Here is an 18,855-nt window from a genome sequence, read left to right on the forward strand (position 1 = left end):
ACAAAGCTCCCCTGTGCGGGCTTTAGGTTTTAGCCCACGCAGGTGGGCTTTCTTTATGTAGCCACAGACTTCCAGTCTGTAGGGCTTTTGAGAAATTGGCAAAGGTATCGATCGAGTATTAATTTTTGTGGTGAGCTACTCGACATCTAATTTTTCAGAGCGAGTTAAGCCAGCCAAAGGTTTCAAGCTGATGCAAGTAAAATATGGAATAGCTTATCTCTAATTTTTGACATTTATTTTAGCGTATTTGGGTCAATTCCTTGCTGTTGTAATCTTGCTAAAATATTTTGCAATTGTTCTTCTGGTGTTGGATATTTATTACCATCTTCATCATACCAGTAAAGCCATTCACGCGTTCTTCCTTGATAAATTCCTCTTTCACGCCCGATACCTAAATCAATTTCTGGCATCCAAATTTTATCTCCAGGTTGTAAGATATATTCACCATCAACTAAACGGTATACTTCTAAACGTTGGCGTCTGCGTCTTAGTCGTGTAGGAGCATAAATAACATAATACAATATTCCTAATTGAGCGTAATCCGTTTTTTTCTTTTCGTACTCACCGTTATAGGTTTGGGAAACAATTTCTAAAGCTAATATAGGAGCAATATTATCTTCTTCCCATAACACATAACTAGAACGTCCATTTTCACCTACAAATCGTTCTACACCTAAACTTAAAAAACCATCGGGAACAATAGCATCTTCTGAGGGTGCATAATAAATTCCCATGTTTATGCCAAAAAACCAATCTTCACGATTTTGCCAAATTGTTGCTAATATGGCTAATAATAAGTTAGGAATTAAGATTTGCAGCTCGCTATCCACGGGTTTGTCGTTTGAATCAGGTAATTCGGCGGATGAAGGTAGGCAATGTAAGGGATTGTATTTATACATAATAAGATGATGGGTGTTTAATTTCGATCGGAGCCTCCTTCCGTTTCTAAGAGAGGGGGAGTATTTTATTCCCCTCCCCGCATCGGGAAGGAGTTAGGAGATGGGTTCTTGATTCCCAAATAAATCTAAACTCATCTGTCCATAATTTAACAGTAACTCAGTTTGCATATAGCTAACTTTGGCTTTAATTTCATCCATCACTAACCATAAATCTAACAAAGTTTTTTCTTCAGGTATACGCTTTTTCTCATCACCGATTTGCGGTACAACTTTTAACGCAACTTCAAATGTCCGCATCTACAAATCGTTACTGACTAAGCCAGTATTTTTCAGGTTTCTAACAAAAGTTAAAAATTATACATTTGTCTGAGTTTTTCTCTTGCGCCCTTGTTGCAGAAGTATTTGCTTATTTTTGGTGAGACGCTGGATGTTAGTTTTGACAAGCTCCTTATCCATTCAAAACAAAACCCCCAAAAACCTAGTGTTTGCGGGGGTTGTTTGAGTAATGCCAGGAACCAGATTTGAACTGGTGACACGAGGATTTTCAGTCCTCTGCTCTACCAACTGAGCTATCCCGGCAAATTTCTTTCGTGTTTTTGTTTATTTCCACGATTATTAATAGTAGCGAAGGCTCAATGATTTGACAAGTACTTTTGGAAAAAATTATGCGGTAGATTTTTTCTTAAACTGAACCAAGCTGAAAACCGCTAAAAATAGCACAAATTGTACGAGTACGATACTGGGTCCGGAAGCAAAGTTGAACAAACCCGATACCATAATCCCGCCAAAGCTACTAGTGGAACCGACAATCACGGACAAAATGAGAAACCAGTTAAAGTGATGGCTCATTAATTTGGCTGTTGAGGCGGGAATCACTAAGAAAGCGTTCACGAGTAAAACGCCGACCGCTTTAATTGCTACAGCAACAGCCAGTGATAGCAGGACTACAAAACAATAACGATACAATTGTACTGGAACCCCTTGAACCTTTGCTACCGCAGGATTAAGAGTTAATAGAATTTGCTGCTGCAAAGTTAATAAGAGAAATGCACTACCTCCTATAAGGACAAGCAGAGTTAAAACTAGGTCAGTAATGTCAATCGCTAAGATATCGCCGAACAGTATGCTCATTAAATTGCCACGATACCCTTTAATTAGACTAGTCAACAGCACTCCAAGGGCTAACGCACCGGAAAGGACAATACTGAGGACACTATCGCTAGCCAAATCTGTTTGATCGATGAAGTAAAGAACAACCAACCCAAACAGTAAAGTAAAGGGTAGTAACATCCAGGTGGGATTTAACTGTAGCAGTACACCTAACGCCACACCCACTAAAGCAGCATGACCTACCGCATGGCTAAAGAAGGACAATTGGCGCAAGGTGACAAAACTACCAAGCAAACCGCCAAGTATTCCCATCAACACCGCACCTGCGATCGCTCGTTGCATGAAGGGAAACTGTAGTAAATTCACCAAGTCATTCAAATTTGTCATTGGGCATTTCTAAAGTTATGTGTAGCTTCAAAAATTCATAATTCATAATTCATAATTCATAATTCGTAATTCAGTCATGGTTGTGTCGGTAGCGGCTAAAGCCGGGACCGTAAGTTGCTAAAAGATTTTGTGGTGAAAGAGCGACTTCTGGGACTCCCGTACAAACAATGGTTTGGTTCAAACAAATAACGCGATCGCAGTAATGGCTGACCATATCAATATCATGGGAGACTTGCAAAACCGTCCAACCTTCTTCTTGTTTGAGTTCATTAAGCAACGTATAAAAATCTGCTGCACCTTGAATATCCACTCCAGCAAAAGCCTCATCCAGAACCAAGAGTTTGCGGGGTACAACCAAACAATATGCCAACAACACACGTTTAAATTGACCGCCACTGAGAGTTCCAATGGCTTGATGGCGCAGGTGGTACGCATCAGTTCGGCGCAGAGCTTCCGAGACTGCTGCGGATTTTTCCTTTTTTCGGCGACTTATACCTCCGACATTGAAGAAATTGGAACAAGAACTAGAAACCCATCCCAATTCTACGAGTTCACCTACAGAAATAGGAAAGCTGCGATCGAAAATAAAATTTTGCGGCATGTAAGCCAACTGGTGGCGCAAATTTCCCAAACGAGCTATGGGACGACCAAATATTTCAATGCTACCTGCACTTCTAGGAATTAAATCTAAAATACCTTGCACCAGCGTACTTTTACCGGCACCATTTGGTCCCACTATAGCTGTATTTGTTCCCTTGTGTATTTCCAAAGAAACATCCCGAACAGCTAGATAGCTACCCTGATAAACCGTCAATCCCTCTACTTTTAAAATAGGAAAATCATTAATCATTCGTCATTTGTTGTTAACCGGAAACAATCATAGATTCTCATTATGAGTTATAAATTATGAAATTATGATGAAATGTACCCTGTAGTACGCGTAATTTCTGACTCATTATTTATAACACCTACTGACAGGCAGATTTTAAAGTTTCTAAATTAGCTCGCATTCCTTGAAAATAGTACTGAGGATCTATTTCTCCCGTTTCCAATGAATCCAAAGGACGCAAAGTCAAATTCAAATCTTTAGAAAGACTCGTTAACAATTTGTTATCCGATCCTGGTTCGCCAAACAACGCTTTCACTTTATACTGCTTGACCGCTTTTACTGCGTTTTGTACGTCTGTTGGTGAGAGTTGGTCTTCTGGAATTTCCACAACAGCAACTTGCTTTAGATTGTAGCGTTTAGCTAAGTACGAGTAAGCATCATGGAAAGTGACAAAGGTACAATTGGGAGTCTTTTGTAAAGTTTGCTGAAATTCACCGTTCAAACTCTCTAATTGCTTGATATATGCTGCTGCATTCGCTTCATAAGTTGCTTTACGAGCAGGGTCAGCAGCAATAAGACCATCCCGAATATTTTCAACTTGCTGTTTTGCCAAAACGGGATCTAACCATACATGAGGGTTTCCTTCTGCATGGTCGTGATTGTGTTCTTCTTGAGCACTATGAGTTTTCACAACAGGTGAAATTTCATCGAGAGCTTGAACTCCTTTGCTAGCATCCACTTGAATAAGTTTGGAATTTTGGGCATTCTCGATCGTGCTATCCAGAAATCCCTCTAACCCCATGCCATTTTTTACCAATACATTAGCCGTAGCAATTTCCTTGACATTCTCTGGTGTTGCCTGGTATTCATGGACTTCTGTACCGGGTGGCACTAATATCTTGACATCTGCTGCATCTCCAGCAACTGCCTGAGTAAACCAATAAATCGGTAAAAAGGTAGCTACAACTTTGATTTTGTTTGATTGTGGTGATGGAGTCGATGCTGTTTCCCGTGTTTGTGGAGGCTGTTCGGAATTGGTTACCTGCCTTGTGTCGGAGCCATTACACCCAAGACTTAAAAATACCATTAAGAAAGCAATTATACTAAAAAAGCTTTTTTTCGGACTATTCTGAGGCTGATACACTTTTTTCTCCTTCGCACAGTTATTTACAAGATTTCTTGTTATTTATTGACATACAGATTGTACTGCAAAACATAATGATACTCATTATTAAACCAAAAAACTGGTACAGCGTAGCGGAAATAACCATACCATTAGTATTGAGACAAAAGTCTCATTCATAGGCGTTTGAGCCTTCTGCCCTCTGCCTTCTTCTGCCTTCATATACTAGAGCGTGCATGGTAGCAATGTTTGTAATAACCTATGTGGAAAATCAGGAATTAGGTATTGGAGATTACCTGACCGATTTTTATCCCTCTTCATGTAAGTAATTCATGACGACAGCTTATTTGAGAGGCTTTTTCATATAAACTAATACCAATTTGAAAAAACACGGTTAATTATGCGAGATTAAGTCTCAACACCACTTTCTCAATCCAAAACCAAAATGGTATAAATTTTCCAAGCTTGAGATGTGGGTTTTAATCGAAAATGTGTGTGAGGAAGAGATGACAAAATTTTGGAAATGGTTGCTGGCTAGCCCAGTCTTTTTGAGCATAATGCTAGTCATGAATGCCACTGTCGTTGCGGGGGAAACACCAAGCAATGAGAATCTCAACGTAACTGACAATCGCCCTAAAGACAAAACAATGGCACAGGTGACGTCAGTTTCTCAGCTATCAGACGTACAGCCAACAGACTGGGCTTTCCAAGCGCTGCAATCGTTGGTAGAAAGATACGGTTGTATTGCTGGATATCCAAATGGGACTTATAGAGGCAATCGGGCGCTAACAAGATACGAATTTGCGGCTGGTTTAAATGCTTGTCTCGATCGCGTCAACGAACTCATTGCCACCGCTACATCCGAGTTAGTCACCAAACAAGATTTAGCCACATTACAAAAACTGCAAGAGGAATTTGCGGCTGAACTGGCGACGCTTCGCGGGCGTGTAGATGCACTTGAAGCAAAAACTGCTGAGTTGGAAGCCAATCAATTTTCCACCACGACGAAACTGCAAGGAGAAGCTGTCGCAGCCATCACTGATGTCTTTGGAGGCAATACAGTCAACGATGTAGACGTTAGGGATAACAATACAACCTTTGGGGCGCGCTTACGCGTGGAGTTGGTCACTAGCTTCACGGGAAACGACACTTTGTTTACCAGACTTCAAGCAAATAATATTGTCAACCCCGAACTTGGGACACCAGAAGGTAGCCTCTTCTTTGCAGGTGAAGACGGTAACAGCGATGTCTTGCTAGATGCGCTCTGGTACAAATTCCCCCTGACTAAAAGCACAGAGGTGATTGCTCTTGCTAACGCAGGTGCAGCAGATGACATCACGGATACGATCAACATCTTTGATGGAGATGGTTCTCTAGGTGCTTTATCGACCTTTGGTACGCGGAACGCAATTTATTACCAGGTAGAAGGCGCGGGTTTGGGTATCACCCAACGGTTTGGGGATGCTGTATCTGTCTCTTTAGGATATTTAGGCAATTCACCAAACGATCCATCCCTTGGTAATGGTATATTTAACGGTCCCTCCAGTGCTCTAGCACAACTGACTATTAAACCAAGCGATCGCTTTAGTTTTGCTTTCACCTACATTAATGCTTACAACCAGGAATTAGGCGCAGGAAGTACTCGCGCAAATCCAATCTCATTCTTCAACTCCAACTTTGACTTTGACTTAGATGGAGAATCAGACGAGTTAAATGTACCCTTCTCCAGTAATTCCTACGGTTTTCAAGCATCCATTGGCTTAAGCGAGAAATTTGTCTTAGGAGGTTGGGTTGGATACACAAATGCTCGCAACTTGTCCACAGAAGGAGGAAGAATCGATCGAGGAGATTTAGATATTTGGACTTGGGCTGTGACCCTAGGATTTCCCGATCTTGGCAAAAAAGGCAACTTAGCTGGTATCATTTTTGGTATGGAACCAAAAGTCACGGGTTCCAGCATCAACGAAATCTCCAAAGATAGAGATACTTCCTATCACATTGAAGCCTTCTACCAATATCAAGTTACTGAAAACATAGCCATCACCCCAGGAGTGATTTGGCTGACAGCACCAGACCATAACAATAACAACGACGATGTTGTAATTGGTGCTATTAGAACAACGTTGAGTTTTTAATCACATATAAAAAGACCAGCCTACCACAGCTGGTCTCATAAATATCTCTTGCGTTGTCTTGTTTCCTGAGTTAAACCCAAACTGCGCGTTCTCAAAGCGCACCGGGAAACTTTTCTTCACAATATTGTAACAGCCAACACAGATTTTTAATGGAAATTTATCAAAAAAACAACACATTTATAAAAAAATAGCCTCTATCTTTAAGAAGAATTTAAGCATATCTTTGTAAAAATAAATCAACTTTTTAAATCAAAATAATTTATTATTTTTCATTACTCTACTTGTCACTAGGTATTGAGCGTCAATGACTCTCCCTTTTCTCCCTTGTCCCGGTTGTTCCTCCAATCACTGTTCGCTGTTCGCTAACTGCGGTCGTCCCCAAATAACGCGTTCCTGCTTGTAGATAGCAATGCCAGGTTTTGCTCCCTTGGGCTTGTAGACATACTTTGGTTGAGTATAAACTATTGGCACTTGGTCGCTTTGACGGCTGCGACTGTAGTATGCTGCTAGGTTGGCAACGTACTGTAAATCGCTTTCCTCTGGAACTGCACCGGCTTCCAAACGCAAAAGCAGGTGACTCCCCGGAATTTCTTGTGCGTGAAACCATAAATCGTAGTCATTCGCAACTCGAAAAGTTAACTGGTCGTTTTGACGATTGTTGCGACCGATTAAAACTTCAAAACCACTAGGGGTGCGGAAATGATGAAAGTTGATGTTAGCGGATTCTGTAGAACTGCGACGGCGATACCCTGAGTCTTCTAAATATTGCTGCTGAATCAGTTCCTCGCGAATTTCCTCTAAAGCTTGTAAATCTTCTGATGTTTGGTAGCTGTCTATTTGAGAAATCGCTGCGTCTACTTGCTCCAAATACTCAATCTCTGCCTTAACTTCTATCAATAGCGGTTCCACAGCAGTACGGGCGCGTTTGAGTTTTTGGTGCTGTTTGTACAAATTTTGAGCATTTTGCACTGCATTTTTGTCCGGTTCTAAGGAAATCTTGATAGGTTTACCAGTTTCAAAGTCAGGTAAGACAATCTCCTTCATTCCCACTTGCCATTCATGCAAGTGCGCCATTAACAAATCGGCTTTTTGCCTGTACTCATCTGCTTGTTCGGATTGCTGTAAGCGGTGCTCAAACGCAGCAGCCTTGACTCGCAATTTTTCTAAAGTGTTGTTGAGTTTTTGATTCAACTGATGCCGCAGCTGAGAAAATGTCTGTAAATTGAATTGGTCAGTATAATAGCGATTGAGTAGCTCTTGAATATCTTCAGCTGGTTTCAATGCACCCCAACCCAGGACGTTGTATCCTCCTGCTGTCCAAACAGGTTCGTATTTCTCGCTCTCCAATCTTTGTAACCATTCGCACCATCGCTGAAACAGACGCTGCCAATCCTCTGATTTTAGGGTATCGGTTGTACTCTCCGGATCTATACCGGATACCTGTAACATTGACTGTATAAGCGAAGGAGAAACGCCACGGTAGTTTTTGAGTAACTGCTTTTTGATAGCTCCTGGTATTAAACTGACTCTTTCTTGCCAGCGTTCCTGAGATTCTGTCAAACTGGGTACGGTAGCAGTGAGTCGGGGTGGTTTTTCATAGGATTGTCCTGTAAGAATCGGGCGGACGCTGGATTGTTGTTGGTTAACTTGGTGGGCAACAGTAATTATTGTGTTACTAGCATCGGTAAGAATAACGTTACTGTACTTACCCATGATTTCAACATACACGTGATATAAAGCGCTTTCGCCCGGACGACGAGCAAACTGTAAATCAACAGCACGTTCCCAGGGGTCGATTATGTCTATGGAGACTAATGCCAATCCACCTAACTGATGTATCAGTTGTTGGCTGAAGGTAAAAGTATCTGGGATTCTTGGTGGTGGATCTCCGATGTGAAGGCGGGCGGCTTGGGGATGCCAAGAAATTTCCAGCCAACTCCGTTGTTTGATCGTGCGGAGTGCGATCGCAATAGTGTAGCTGTTGCGCTGATAAACTTGCTCTATGCGAGATGGTAGCCAGTTAGCGCGGATATCGCTACAAACAGCAGTAAGAGTCGTAAAGTCAAAAGTTTGCACAACGATTCCCCGTTTCACCAATTGTCAGCTACCAGTTATCACTTGTTAGCGCTCTGTTCGCTGATGGAGTCTTAAAATGTCCGTGTAAAGAAAATATAACTTTACTATAATAGCAAAAACTTTAGTAGCTGATGAAAAAAGTTCATAACCTATCATAACAAACTCTCTTCCCCAAGCCCTACTCTCTTTTTCAAGCTACCTTGCAATTCCTACCGTAATAGTGTGAGTTTAACTATATAATTTGCGAGATTATTTATATTTTTGGGAATACTAGCTGATATGAATCTTGGAAGTCTTGGCTCAAATGTCTGTACATATAAACAAAATTTTTAGTATTCCTGGCTATAGCATCTTGGAAAAAATTTATGCAGGCAGTAAAACTCTAGTTTGCCGGGGTATTAGAGAACATGACCAAAAACCAGTGATTATTAAAGCGATGCAGAGCAAACATCCAAGTTTTACTCAAATTGCTCAGTTTCGCAATCAATATGCGATCGCAGTTAGTCTTCAGTTTTCAGGTATTGTCCAAACCTATAGCTTAGAAAATTTTGATAACAGCTATGCTTTGGTCATGGAAGATTTCGGTGGTGTTTCTTTGCGGGATTACTTAGATCGTTTTAAGGAATCAAATACCATATCTCTACAAGAGTTTTTCCATATTGCTGTTCAAATAGCTTCTACTCTCCACCAACTGCACCGAAACCACGTAATTCATAAAGATATTAAACCTGCAAATATCCTGATTAATCCCAACACCTTTGAGGTGAAGTTAGCAGATTTTAGTATTGCCTCCCTACTTCCAAAAGAAATTCAATACCCGCTCGCTCCCAATATTTTAGAAGGTACATTAGCTTATATTTCCCCCGAACAAACCGGAAGGATGAACCGAGGAATCGACTACCGTAGCGATTTTTATTCTCTTGGAGTTACATTTTTTGAACTCCTCACTGGACAGTATTCACTGCAAAATCAAATTCAAGAAATAGATCTAGATTTTCTGAAAGAAGACTTACCCAAAATTCTTCATTTCATGAAACTTGGCACCAACCGTATCAAGAATATCGTGTTAGGTCTGCGTAACTTTTCTCGCTTAGATGAAGCCGAAATGAAGCCAGTTGATATTCATGAGGAAATCAACAGTACTTTAATGATATTACATCATAAACTTAAAGCCAAAGTAGAGCGACCGGAAATTAAAGTTATAAAAGAATACGGAAAACTCCCCCAGGTTGAATGTTATGTCAATCAAATGAACCAAGTTTTTATGAATATACTGGTAAATGCAATTGATGCTTTGGAACTAGGAACAGGGAACTCGAAACTAGGGATTAGAAAGATAAGCTCCCTAACTCTCTATTTTAAATCTTTAATCCCCACAATTATTATTCGTACATTGATTGTAGAAAAACATATTGTAGAGATTCTGATTGCTGACAACGGTTCTGGAATAGCTCCGGAAGTTATACAAAAAATCTTCGATCCGTTTTTTACAACTAAGCCAATAGGAAGTGGAACTGGTTTGGGGTTATCAATCAGTTACCAAATTGTAGTAGAAAAACATAAGGGTAGTTTAACTTGCAATTCCCTACTAGGTCAGGGAACTGAATTTATTATTAAAATCCCAATTAAGCAGAATAAAGCTTGTAACCAAATAATTCGTAATTCGTAATAAAAAGTACAACTACGAATTACGAATTGGAACGAAACGAGTTTACCACTCGTTAAGCTGCTGGCTTTTTGCGGCTGTAACCCAAACCTGCAAATGCGACCAATGCGATCGCGCCAATTGTACCGGGTTCGGGTACGCTGGTCTTAGACGAACCCCCTACCTTAAATTGGTATGCTAGTTGAGAATTCTTTGGTGGAGTTGTACCAGCCCAAAATAATGTTGTCTGACCTGTCAGCACAAAAGGATCGCTAATGTCGCTAATTCTTAGGTAATCCACATCTGAAGCAAGACCCAAAGAAGAAGAATTTAGAGATCCAAGGCTTGTACCATTCAGCACCAAGTCACTCAAACTAACAACACTATTCTGTGAAGCAAAGGTACGGATGAAAATATCGCTCACCGGACCATTAAAAGCCGTGCTGGACAAAGTCTGACCGCCAACAATATATTTAACGCTGTTACCCGTGTATTCCAGACTGAAGTTTACTGGCTGGTTGTTAACCCAAGCATACTGTTGTTGCTCAACAGGCTGACCGCCTTGCTGAATATCGTCATTAATACTAAGTTCATAAGTAGCAAGACCTCCAAGATCTCCAATTCGACCTTCAGCAACAAACTTTTCAGAAAATTGCCCTTGCTTGATGAGATTTTCAAAATCCGTATCTGTGAAATTAGGGTTTTGGCTGAGTGTTAGGGCTTTTGCTGGGTTTGGCACTGTACACAGTCCAAGGGTCAATAGACCAAAAATCAAGAGCAGTTTCCGTTGAATCATTTGCTTGCCTCAATAAAAAATAGGGTTTCCTAGAAATTACTGATGACTACATCTGTCCTCACCGCTTTTACATAAAACTTTAACAGAACTTCTTAATACTGGTACAAATGCTGGAAACCTTTACTAAAAACTTAATTCTTTCATGAAAATATGAAAATTTTTCTATTTCAAAAACACGGCTTCTTAAAGAAACCGTGTTGGTAAATTTCAAGTTGATTGTGCTTCAGCTATTAACTAACTGCTTTTACGTCGTTTGTAACCTATCCCCGCAAATGCTGCTAATGCGATCGCACCAAGTGTACCGGGTTCAGGTACGCTTGTTGTTTTTGGAGAATTCCCAACTTTAATTTGATAGGCGAGATTCGACTGACTGAGCATTCCACCTTCCCAGCTCATAGCCACTTTACCAGTCAGTTTAAACCCTGCAGATATTTTACTAAGTTGGATATAGTCTGTGTCACTACTAGTGGCTGTACCAAAAGAGGATAAATTACCAATTGCCTTACCTTGACTGTTTGCCGATTCATAAAACAGAAGGTCAGTCAGTTGAACCGCGTTATTTTTATTATTTTTACTGATTTTATCTTGCTGTGCAAAAGTGCGAAGGAATATATCGGTGACTGGACCGCTAAAACTATTTGTTTTTAAGGTTTTTTCGCCAACTTTATATGTTACTTCGCTTCCTGTATATTCCAGACTAAAGTCTACAAAGCTATTGTTCTGCCAAGTACGACCGTCTTTAACTACAGGGGTAAAACTGATTTTGGTATCTCTAAGAATATCAATTTCATGAATTCCCTCACTTGGGTTATTATCGCCAATTCGACCTTCAGCTACAAATAATTCCGTAAATTGACCTTGTTGTCTCAAGTTTTCAAAATCCGAATCTTTAAAACCAGTTTTGTTAACTAATTCAAAAGCACTGGCTGAATTGGGTGCTAACAATAAACCTAGTGTAGCTAATCCCAGTAAAATCAGAGATTTTTTGTCATTAATAGATTGGGGCAAGAAAAACATAGTATTTTCCTAAATCAGTCTCATTTTTAAACTTTTTTCGGTGTTTGCAAGTAAATTAAATCCACCGAAAACATTGTTTCAATAAGTAGATTGCACCCTTTTTTAATACCAGATACTAACTTCAGAATCTATATGCTGAAGTTGCAAACAACCAGTTACTGCTTGGTCGCTCTTTTCTTTTGTGTTATTGAAAAATGATTAAAACTCAGCTAAAGTGAGATTTGTTCAACTTTCTACTTACCAGACTAAAGCATCATTTCTTGAAACGTCTATACAAAAAAATTCTTTTTTACCAAAAATTTAATCAAGGGAATATTTTAAAGTTTGTTCGGTAAAAATTACGATATTTGGAACAATTAAACCTTTGAGAGTTAATGATAAAATTACTAGCTAGTTTTATGTGCAATCAGCTCTTTAACAGTAAAAATACGTAAGCTTGATGAAGACAAAATCGACCTTACTCCAAACCCCGCTCCTGAGATAGGGTTAATAGCTTTTTGACCATTAGCCATTAGCCATTAGCCATTAGCTATTAGCAAACCAATTTCTTTACAAAATTGGGATGCTCCCGTGTGAAGTATGTTGAACGTCACGTTTTGTTAAGTATTACTCCTCCAAAGTGAGGACTGTACGATGATTTGCACTCAAAAGTCTCTAGTCGAGAGGAACTGATTTGTTCATAACTCTCGACTAGAGACTTTTGGTTCTTTTATGCTGGCAATTAGCGATACGCCTTTAGGCGTTAAGCGAAACTTATCGCTAACTCACTAAAATTGCTTCTTGTGGTGATTTTTCAGAAGTTCCTTTCAGAGTGTTTTCAAGATGTGCTTGCAGAATTTGAGTGTAAAGCTGACTCAGTTGAGATGCAACTCCATCCCAACTAAATTTGGTTTCTACTCGCTGTCTACCTCCTTGACCCCATTTATCTCGCAACTGTGGATTTCCAAGGATTTTATCAATCGCTGCAGAGAAGGCTCCTGCATCTTGTGGTGTTGCTAATAAACCAGTTTGTTCTGGTACAACGGTAAATTGCAGTCCCCCAACATCACTAGCAACTACTGGTGTACCACTAGCCATGGCTTCAATCGCTACCAGTCCAAAAGGTTCATAATGACTGGGTACAACGCACACATCAGCAGCCGCGTAATAGTATGGCAGAATTTCTTGACTGAGGCGACCTGGGAAGGTGGTGAAATCACTCATACCTAACTCAGCAACAATGCTCTCAATGCGATCGCGTTCTATTCCATCACTATGACCGGGACGGCTTCCTCCACCTACAATCAGTTGAAGCTTGTCGGATGAGCGAAACTGAGATTGACCCACCGCACGCACCAAAGTTTCTATCCCTTTGCGCGGATCGAAACGACCTACATACAGCACTAGTTTGGCTTCAGGGTCAATACCCAATACAGCTCTTGCTACTTGTCGGTCAACACAACCAAACCTCCCAATGTCAGTACCGCAGGGAATAATATCAACACTCCCTTTTGTAGAAACAAGAGTTCGCATATGTTCTTTCTCTTGCGGGCTCGTCGCTACAATGCGTTCTGCTGTCTCCAAAACTTGTTTCTCCACTGCTAACCGAGTACTGGCTATCAGAGGAATCGTTTCTATTGTGTTGTACTTAACCACTCCTAAAGAGTGGTAGGTATGAACCTGTTTGCTCCCTTGGAGCTCCTTCAACTGCATCCCGACCCAACTGGAGAGCCAATAATTTGTATGAACCAGAGGATACACGTAATTGTTGTCTTGTTGGAATTTTAGGAAGTTATCCACAAATTCTGGCAAGTATCCAAACAGATTATCTCGTGGCACAAATTCAACAGCTCCAGCCTCTAGTCGAATTGTTCGACAATTGGGGCTGTGTTGAACTATTGTGTCTTGCTCTGTACTAATTTTGCGGGTAAACATATCAACTTGCCACCCCAATCTAGCCAGTGCTTCTCCCACTTGGCATACGTAAACGTTCTGTCCTCCAGCCTCTTCTTTCCCAATTTCAATCGCCGGATCACCGTGGACTGAAATTAAGGCGATGCGTTGCTCAGTTCTAGAGTTCATAGTTTGTTGGTGTTTTTTCTTACGAAAGGTTTCTGGCATATCTGAGTTCGCTCCTAGCCTTCAACCTCGTTTATAGAATTTTTATTATTCTTCATTTTATTTTAAGATGCAATACATTTTTATACATCTACTCACAGAAGTAGAATTTTTTTTTTACGTATTTCCATTTAAATTCTTTATACTTCAACCGCTATATTTTTAGCTAATACAGTCAATAAGTAATTCAAATAGATGTAATTGAAATTACATCTATTAATTTCCTTCTAAACTTTATGCCATGAGTACAGAGCTTTTTCTTAAGCAAAAATTACCAAAAAATAGTATTTTAAAGCACCTAATATGACAATAGATTTACCGCATTTTTTAGAGAAAATGTCAATATATCTTTATGAGAGAATTGTTGTGTCTTACTTTAGAATTTTTCCAAACAACTGTTAAGCGATCGCAATTTGTCTAAATTGATACTGTTTCTTAAGTCGCAAAAAAATGATTTTCTTTTCAAGAAAAGTATAATGTTACACTTTATTTTTTGCACGAATAGTTTACCTTAACATTTGCTAAGGTCATTGTTAGATGACATTTAAGCAAGAAGTGGCAAAAGTATAAATTATTTTTCTGAAAAGTGAATCAATAGAAATAAGCCTGTGGAATTGCAATGAGTTTCTTCCCTCACTCTTAAGATCTTCCAATGAGGGTAGAGTGTATACACAAGCCCGCGATTTTCCCTATAGTGAATTTAATGTGAGTTCCACCGACTTTCCCTCTCCTACCTTATGCGTACAGTAGCTTCAAAAGGAGGAGCTAAGCAAAAGTCCTAACAGTGATGAAGCGAATCGGAACCTTACGAGCATGGAAGAACTCACAACAAGTTTTACCAACCTTTTTGGAAGAATATCTTAAAATATCAGTCTTTTACCACTTTCAGACGTAATATGTCTTGTAAATCCGGCGATAGAGCTTGCAGCACGAATGCCTTTTTCCACCTTGACTCACTAGCAGTCAGAACAAAAAATAAACGGATGACCCAAATTAAGTTGAGTTAGTGCGATCTGCGCCTCGCAGCAGTGCTTCGCTACCGCGACTGTTGAAAGAATACTGTCAACCCTCTACTGCTTTATAGCCAGCAGCACACCCTTGAGTATAAACTCTACCCATAGAGCAAGCACAATAGCCCTGCATTGAAAACTTGCAAAACAAGCTGCGTCTGAGTAGCTACTTGGATTGGACGCTAGGTTCAGAACGCAAGCCTATTCGCAATAGACAAAGTACAGCCAGCGATCGCTGTTTTTTCAACAATTACGCTAGCGAAGCGCTACTGCGAAGCGCAGATCGCACGTGAGTTGGGTAAAAGATTCCCAAAGCTAAACAGCTAAGGGACTTCATACAAATTAAAAACCAAAATCTGATTTTTAATTTGCCTGTAGGGAGAACTAACTGGTAGTTTGTGCAGCCAGCATTTGCTTGAGTTTCTCCAACTGATTAGCCCAGCGAGGATCTGGACGAATCGTGTCATCTGAGTTTCCAGATGTAGTAGGAATATTCTCTTTAGAGCCACCGCCACGACGGGATTTCTTGGAGCTTTTTTCTCTACGGTTACCACCTTCTTTTTGTATGGGAGCTGCATGGCTGCTTCCACCTTGACTTGGTGCTTTAGTCGCAGTTGGTTGATCCTCGCCACCTTCTTCTCCACCTTTAGTACGAGGTAGAGCTTTTTCGAGTTTGATAGCAGATTCTTTGAACAAGAAACCATTGTATTTTTCAATAATTTGGTCTGCTTGCTCGTCATTATTTACCGTCAGAAAACCAAAACCGCGACACTTACCAGTTTTGCGATCTTTGATCAGCTTAGTTGTGACAGCATCACCTTCCGCTGCAAATACTGCTTGTAATTCTTGACGATCTATTTCTTCTTTTGGCAAATTGCCTATGTATAGGCGAACGGACATGAAACATACCTCCAGATTTAACATTTGAATGAACGCGACCAGGCAAAAAACAGGGGCTGGTGTGCGAATGGTGAAGTAATACTATCCACTAACATTGCCACAAACCAACCTTTTTACTCCAAACTATTAAGCAATACAATACAGTTTTTCACCAAGATCAAGCTTCTTTAATACGAGAGCGCACACAACGCCAATAACACCTTTCGTCTAAAAATTTTGAATTTTACAGAGTATAGCTGCCACTGGACTTCTTCGTTAACTTTTTATTCCGAAGAATGCAACACCATCCCCTACATTATCACGGTATTCTACACGTAGCTAGTTCAAAATAGACATTTCCAGCGATTGCATAATCGCATAGTAACATAAATTACACTTTGTTTTCTACTATTTTGTGTTTTTGAAACAAAAACCAGCCATTGGCTGGCTGATTTTGTGCTGTGTTGGGAAAAAAAGGGAATAGATTGGCGCTTTACAGCCACACAGGTAACCAAGCAGGGACGCTAAGTTTGCCAATTGCAACTGTTATTGTAAATAAATGTAACATTTCTCCAGTTATTTTGCAACTTTTCTTTACACTTTTCGACGATAGACTAGCATCGGTCATTGATGAGCCCTGCGCTATGGGCGACTGGGGAAAACTGAATATTAACCCTTGAAGAGCACGTAAACTCCCCAAACGTTCAAAGCAATAGCTAGGATTATAGAGCCAATTGGGTGATAGCTATTGACAGTTTTGCCACTTTGAGTTCTCAAAGTATGAATATCTATCCAAGGTAATGCTCCCTTTCTCAGCCAACCTGTGACGGTAATCTGACGACCTATTAGATCTTGGGTATGAAGTTCTTCCCCGACTTGGGGAAGGTGATGTAATTTTACGAGACTTGTGCTCGTTTGCAGTATTAAATCTTGCCCCAAAAAGTTACTATTACCCCGACGCCCTAAAAGCTTACCAACAAGATGTACGGGAGTACTATCAACAGGAAGACTTGCGGGGTTAGCAAGCAAAACCGGGAGTCGATCGCCAGTTTGTGCGTTGACAGATGCGATATCGGGAAAAAAACTATTTATCCGCACTATGATGCCAATCCCAATACAAATTAGCAAACAACCTGTCACATAAGAAGTATTGTCATATATCCACTTTAAATTTAAAAACTTGAGAGCAAAAGCCATTTGCCAGACTATCCAAATCAAAAGAGCAAAGACAATACCTACTGGAATCCCCAAAAAAGGCGCAATTTGAAAAAGAAAGGATTGGCGCTTGACCCTTAAAGGCTTTTGGTTTTCCATATTTAATTCTGTTTCCAAACGCCACAGACGAGCAATTGATATCAAATGTTGTAAGCGATCGCCTATCAAAGGATGAGTTTTGTTAAAAATAAACCACCACCGATAGGGGTTAAGAGTATCCCACATTAACATCGATTCAAAAGTTGTGTGAGGAGCAATACTCCCCAAACAAATACTTTGTTGATAGCCAACTGGTGCTATTATGTTCAAGCTTTCTAATTGCCAACAAGTCTGTTCTTTTTTTTGAATATCGCTAGCAATTCCCAGAGCAATTTTAAGTAATCCACGGACAAGACCATTAGGGTTACCAGTGATTTCAGCAGCAAGGCGATCGCTATAGTAATGACGAAGTTGAGATAACCATAAAGAAGTTCCAGTTAACAAACACCAAATTCCATAGGCGAAGCTTGCTACATAAGCCAAAGCGATCTGCAAAAGTTTAATTTCCCTCTTATCTCCCCAAATCACAATTTGTCCGTAGAGAAGGTAGAAAGGAATTGTCACTAGTAATACCAAAGACATGACAACAAAGTCCCAATACGCAATATGTCCGAGGGTGCGTGCGTAGACAGCAGCAATTTCATCCTCAGCTAATTGCTCTAAAAACCCCTGACTGACGACAATTCGAGCAGTCCTCGGTAAATTTCCATACGTTATTACTATGGGAGCAGATAGAGGTAAAATCCCCAGTTTTGGAAACAACCAACCGTGCTGTTGACAGTACCGTTGCAGTACCCGAACAGCTTCCGGGCTGTATTTATTTAATGCATCCTTGTTAAATTCTCGCTGGTCATAAAAGTTTGTTAAAAGCCTATCAAGCAACCAAGGTGATAAACCAATTAAAACAAATAGGGTTAAGAGTAACAAAAATGTCGGATCTGCGTATAAAAGTTGTATTGGTTCAAGATACGGTAAATTCATTAACGCATTGTTGATAAATTGCATCGCAAATATCAACAATTGCCGCACTATCCAAAACAGAGCAATAAATGTTCCAGCTTGTAGAAACCAAAAGGGAATTAAATTCAGCTTGTGCAAAGGTCGCCAAGACTTCGCTCTTGGTGACTGTTTCCAGTAGATCGTAAGTGGTTTTGTTGGTTCCCTAGTCGCTACAGGAGGAGGGACTGCGGGAGAGGAGGAGAGGGGGAGAGAAGGGGAGGGGGAGAGAGGGAGAGGGGGAGAAAATTCTACCTTGTCTACATTGTCCCCTTGTCCTTTACTGGATTTTGTCAGCTGTTTTAGAGTACGTTGCGCCCACTCTCGTACTTGAGGATTGTGACTTTGAGTGAGAGTTTCACAAAGAGTTCGTGCTTCTGGGGTATTTCCACTGCGCGTGTGTGCTACAACCAATCCTACCTGCGCTTGTAAGCCAGCATTGCTGTTACCTTCCCTCGCTGCGACTGCTTTCAATGTCGCGATCGCACTCTGATAATTTCCTTGCTTAAGGATGTTTAAACCAGCCTCCAAAGAAGGTTCAGATTGTGAAGGCATAAAATTTACTCACTCTAGTCTTATCGTAAGATACCCAGATTAAGACT

The 18,855-nt window shown here is 40.4% G+C and carries 13 protein-coding genes and 1 tRNA gene; 2 read left to right on the top strand and 12 right to left on the bottom strand.

The window, feature by feature from the left end; genetic code table 11:
- Positions 1 to 233: 233 nt before the first annotated feature.
- The 6 genes from HC643_RS21345 to HC643_RS21370 all read right to left on the bottom strand — a co-directional run bounded on the left by HC643_RS21345 (position 234) and on the right by HC643_RS21370 (position 4,312).
- Complete coding sequence (locus HC643_RS21345; RefSeq protein WP_038079831.1) at positions 234 to 899, bottom strand: Uma2 family endonuclease; 666 nt, start codon at positions 897 to 899, stop codon at positions 234 to 236.
- 93 nt (positions 900 to 992) lie between these two features.
- The gene (locus tag HC643_RS21350; RefSeq protein ID WP_038079829.1) at positions 993 to 1,196 is read right to left on the bottom strand and encodes a hypothetical protein; all 204 of its coding nucleotides are present in this window, start codon (positions 1,194 to 1,196) and stop codon (positions 993 to 995) included.
- Positions 1,197 to 1,405: 209 nt separating this feature from the next.
- Positions 1,406 to 1,478 (bottom strand) — tRNA-Phe (locus HC643_RS21355).
- 84 nt (positions 1,479 to 1,562) lie between these two features.
- Entirely contained in the window at positions 1,563 to 2,396 is an 834-nt protein-coding gene (locus HC643_RS21360; protein ID WP_038079827.1) for a metal ABC transporter permease, read from the bottom strand.
- Between the two features lie 70 nt (positions 2,397 to 2,466).
- Positions 2,467 to 3,246, bottom strand: coding sequence for a metal ABC transporter ATP-binding protein (locus HC643_RS21365; protein ID WP_038079824.1), 780 nt, complete (start codon positions 3,244 to 3,246; stop codon positions 2,467 to 2,469).
- A 118-nt stretch (positions 3,247 to 3,364) separates the two neighbouring features.
- A complete protein-coding gene (locus HC643_RS21370; RefSeq protein ID WP_082051627.1) occupies positions 3,365 to 4,312 on the bottom strand; it encodes a metal ABC transporter substrate-binding protein in 948 nt (315 codons plus the stop codon).
- Positions 4,313 to 4,854: 542 nt separating this feature from the next.
- On the opposite strand from HC643_RS21370, the gene HC643_RS21375 reads away from it, so the two are divergent.
- Complete coding sequence (locus HC643_RS21375; protein ID WP_038079868.1) at positions 4,855 to 6,483, top strand: iron uptake porin; 1,629 nt, start codon at positions 4,855 to 4,857, stop codon at positions 6,481 to 6,483.
- Positions 6,484 to 6,828: 345 nt separating this feature from the next.
- Here HC643_RS21375 and HC643_RS21380 read toward each other — a convergent pair whose 3' ends face one another.
- Positions 6,829 to 8,559 (bottom strand): Rqc2 family fibronectin-binding protein, encoded by a 1,731-nt coding sequence (locus HC643_RS21380; protein ID WP_038079865.1) that lies wholly within the window; start codon positions 8,557 to 8,559, stop codon positions 6,829 to 6,831.
- Positions 8,560 to 8,863: 304 nt separating this feature from the next.
- On the opposite strand from HC643_RS21380, the gene HC643_RS42605 reads away from it, so the two are divergent.
- Positions 8,864 to 10,228: a protein kinase domain-containing protein gene (locus HC643_RS42605; RefSeq protein ID WP_038079818.1), complete on the top strand. Its 1,365-nt coding sequence runs from the start codon at positions 8,864 to 8,866 to the stop codon at positions 10,226 to 10,228.
- A 52-nt stretch (positions 10,229 to 10,280) separates the two neighbouring features.
- Here the strand turns inward: HC643_RS42605 and HC643_RS21390 are convergent, their stop codons facing one another.
- The 5 genes from HC643_RS21390 to HC643_RS21410 all read right to left on the bottom strand — a co-directional run bounded on the left by HC643_RS21390 (position 10,281) and on the right by HC643_RS21410 (position 18,808).
- Positions 10,281 to 11,000 (bottom strand): choice-of-anchor W domain-containing protein, encoded by a 720-nt coding sequence (locus tag HC643_RS21390; RefSeq protein ID WP_038079810.1) that lies wholly within the window; start codon positions 10,998 to 11,000, stop codon positions 10,281 to 10,283.
- 234 nt (positions 11,001 to 11,234) lie between these two features.
- On the bottom strand, positions 11,235 to 12,017 hold the full coding sequence (locus HC643_RS21395) for a PEP-CTERM sorting domain-containing protein (protein WP_038079807.1): 783 nt from the start codon (positions 12,015 to 12,017) through the stop codon (positions 11,235 to 11,237).
- A gap of 759 nt (positions 12,018 to 12,776) precedes the next feature.
- Positions 12,777 to 14,078, bottom strand: a complete 1,302-nt coding sequence (locus HC643_RS21400) for a glycosyltransferase family 4 protein (protein WP_038104881.1) — start codon at positions 14,076 to 14,078, stop codon at positions 12,777 to 12,779.
- A 1,430-nt stretch (positions 14,079 to 15,508) separates the two neighbouring features.
- Positions 15,509 to 16,024 (bottom strand): RNA recognition motif domain-containing protein, encoded by a 516-nt coding sequence (locus HC643_RS21405; protein ID WP_038104876.1) that lies wholly within the window; start codon positions 16,022 to 16,024, stop codon positions 15,509 to 15,511.
- Between the two features lie 648 nt (positions 16,025 to 16,672).
- A complete protein-coding gene (locus HC643_RS21410) occupies positions 16,673 to 18,808 on the bottom strand; it encodes a M48 family metalloprotease (RefSeq protein WP_050045316.1) in 2,136 nt (711 codons plus the stop codon).
- Between the last annotated feature and the right edge of the window lie 47 nt (positions 18,809 to 18,855).

It is taken from the genome of Tolypothrix bouteillei VB521301 (assembly GCF_000760695.4).
Taxonomy (GTDB): Bacteria; Cyanobacteriota; Cyanobacteriia; order Cyanobacteriales; family Nostocaceae; genus Scytonema; species Scytonema bouteillei_A.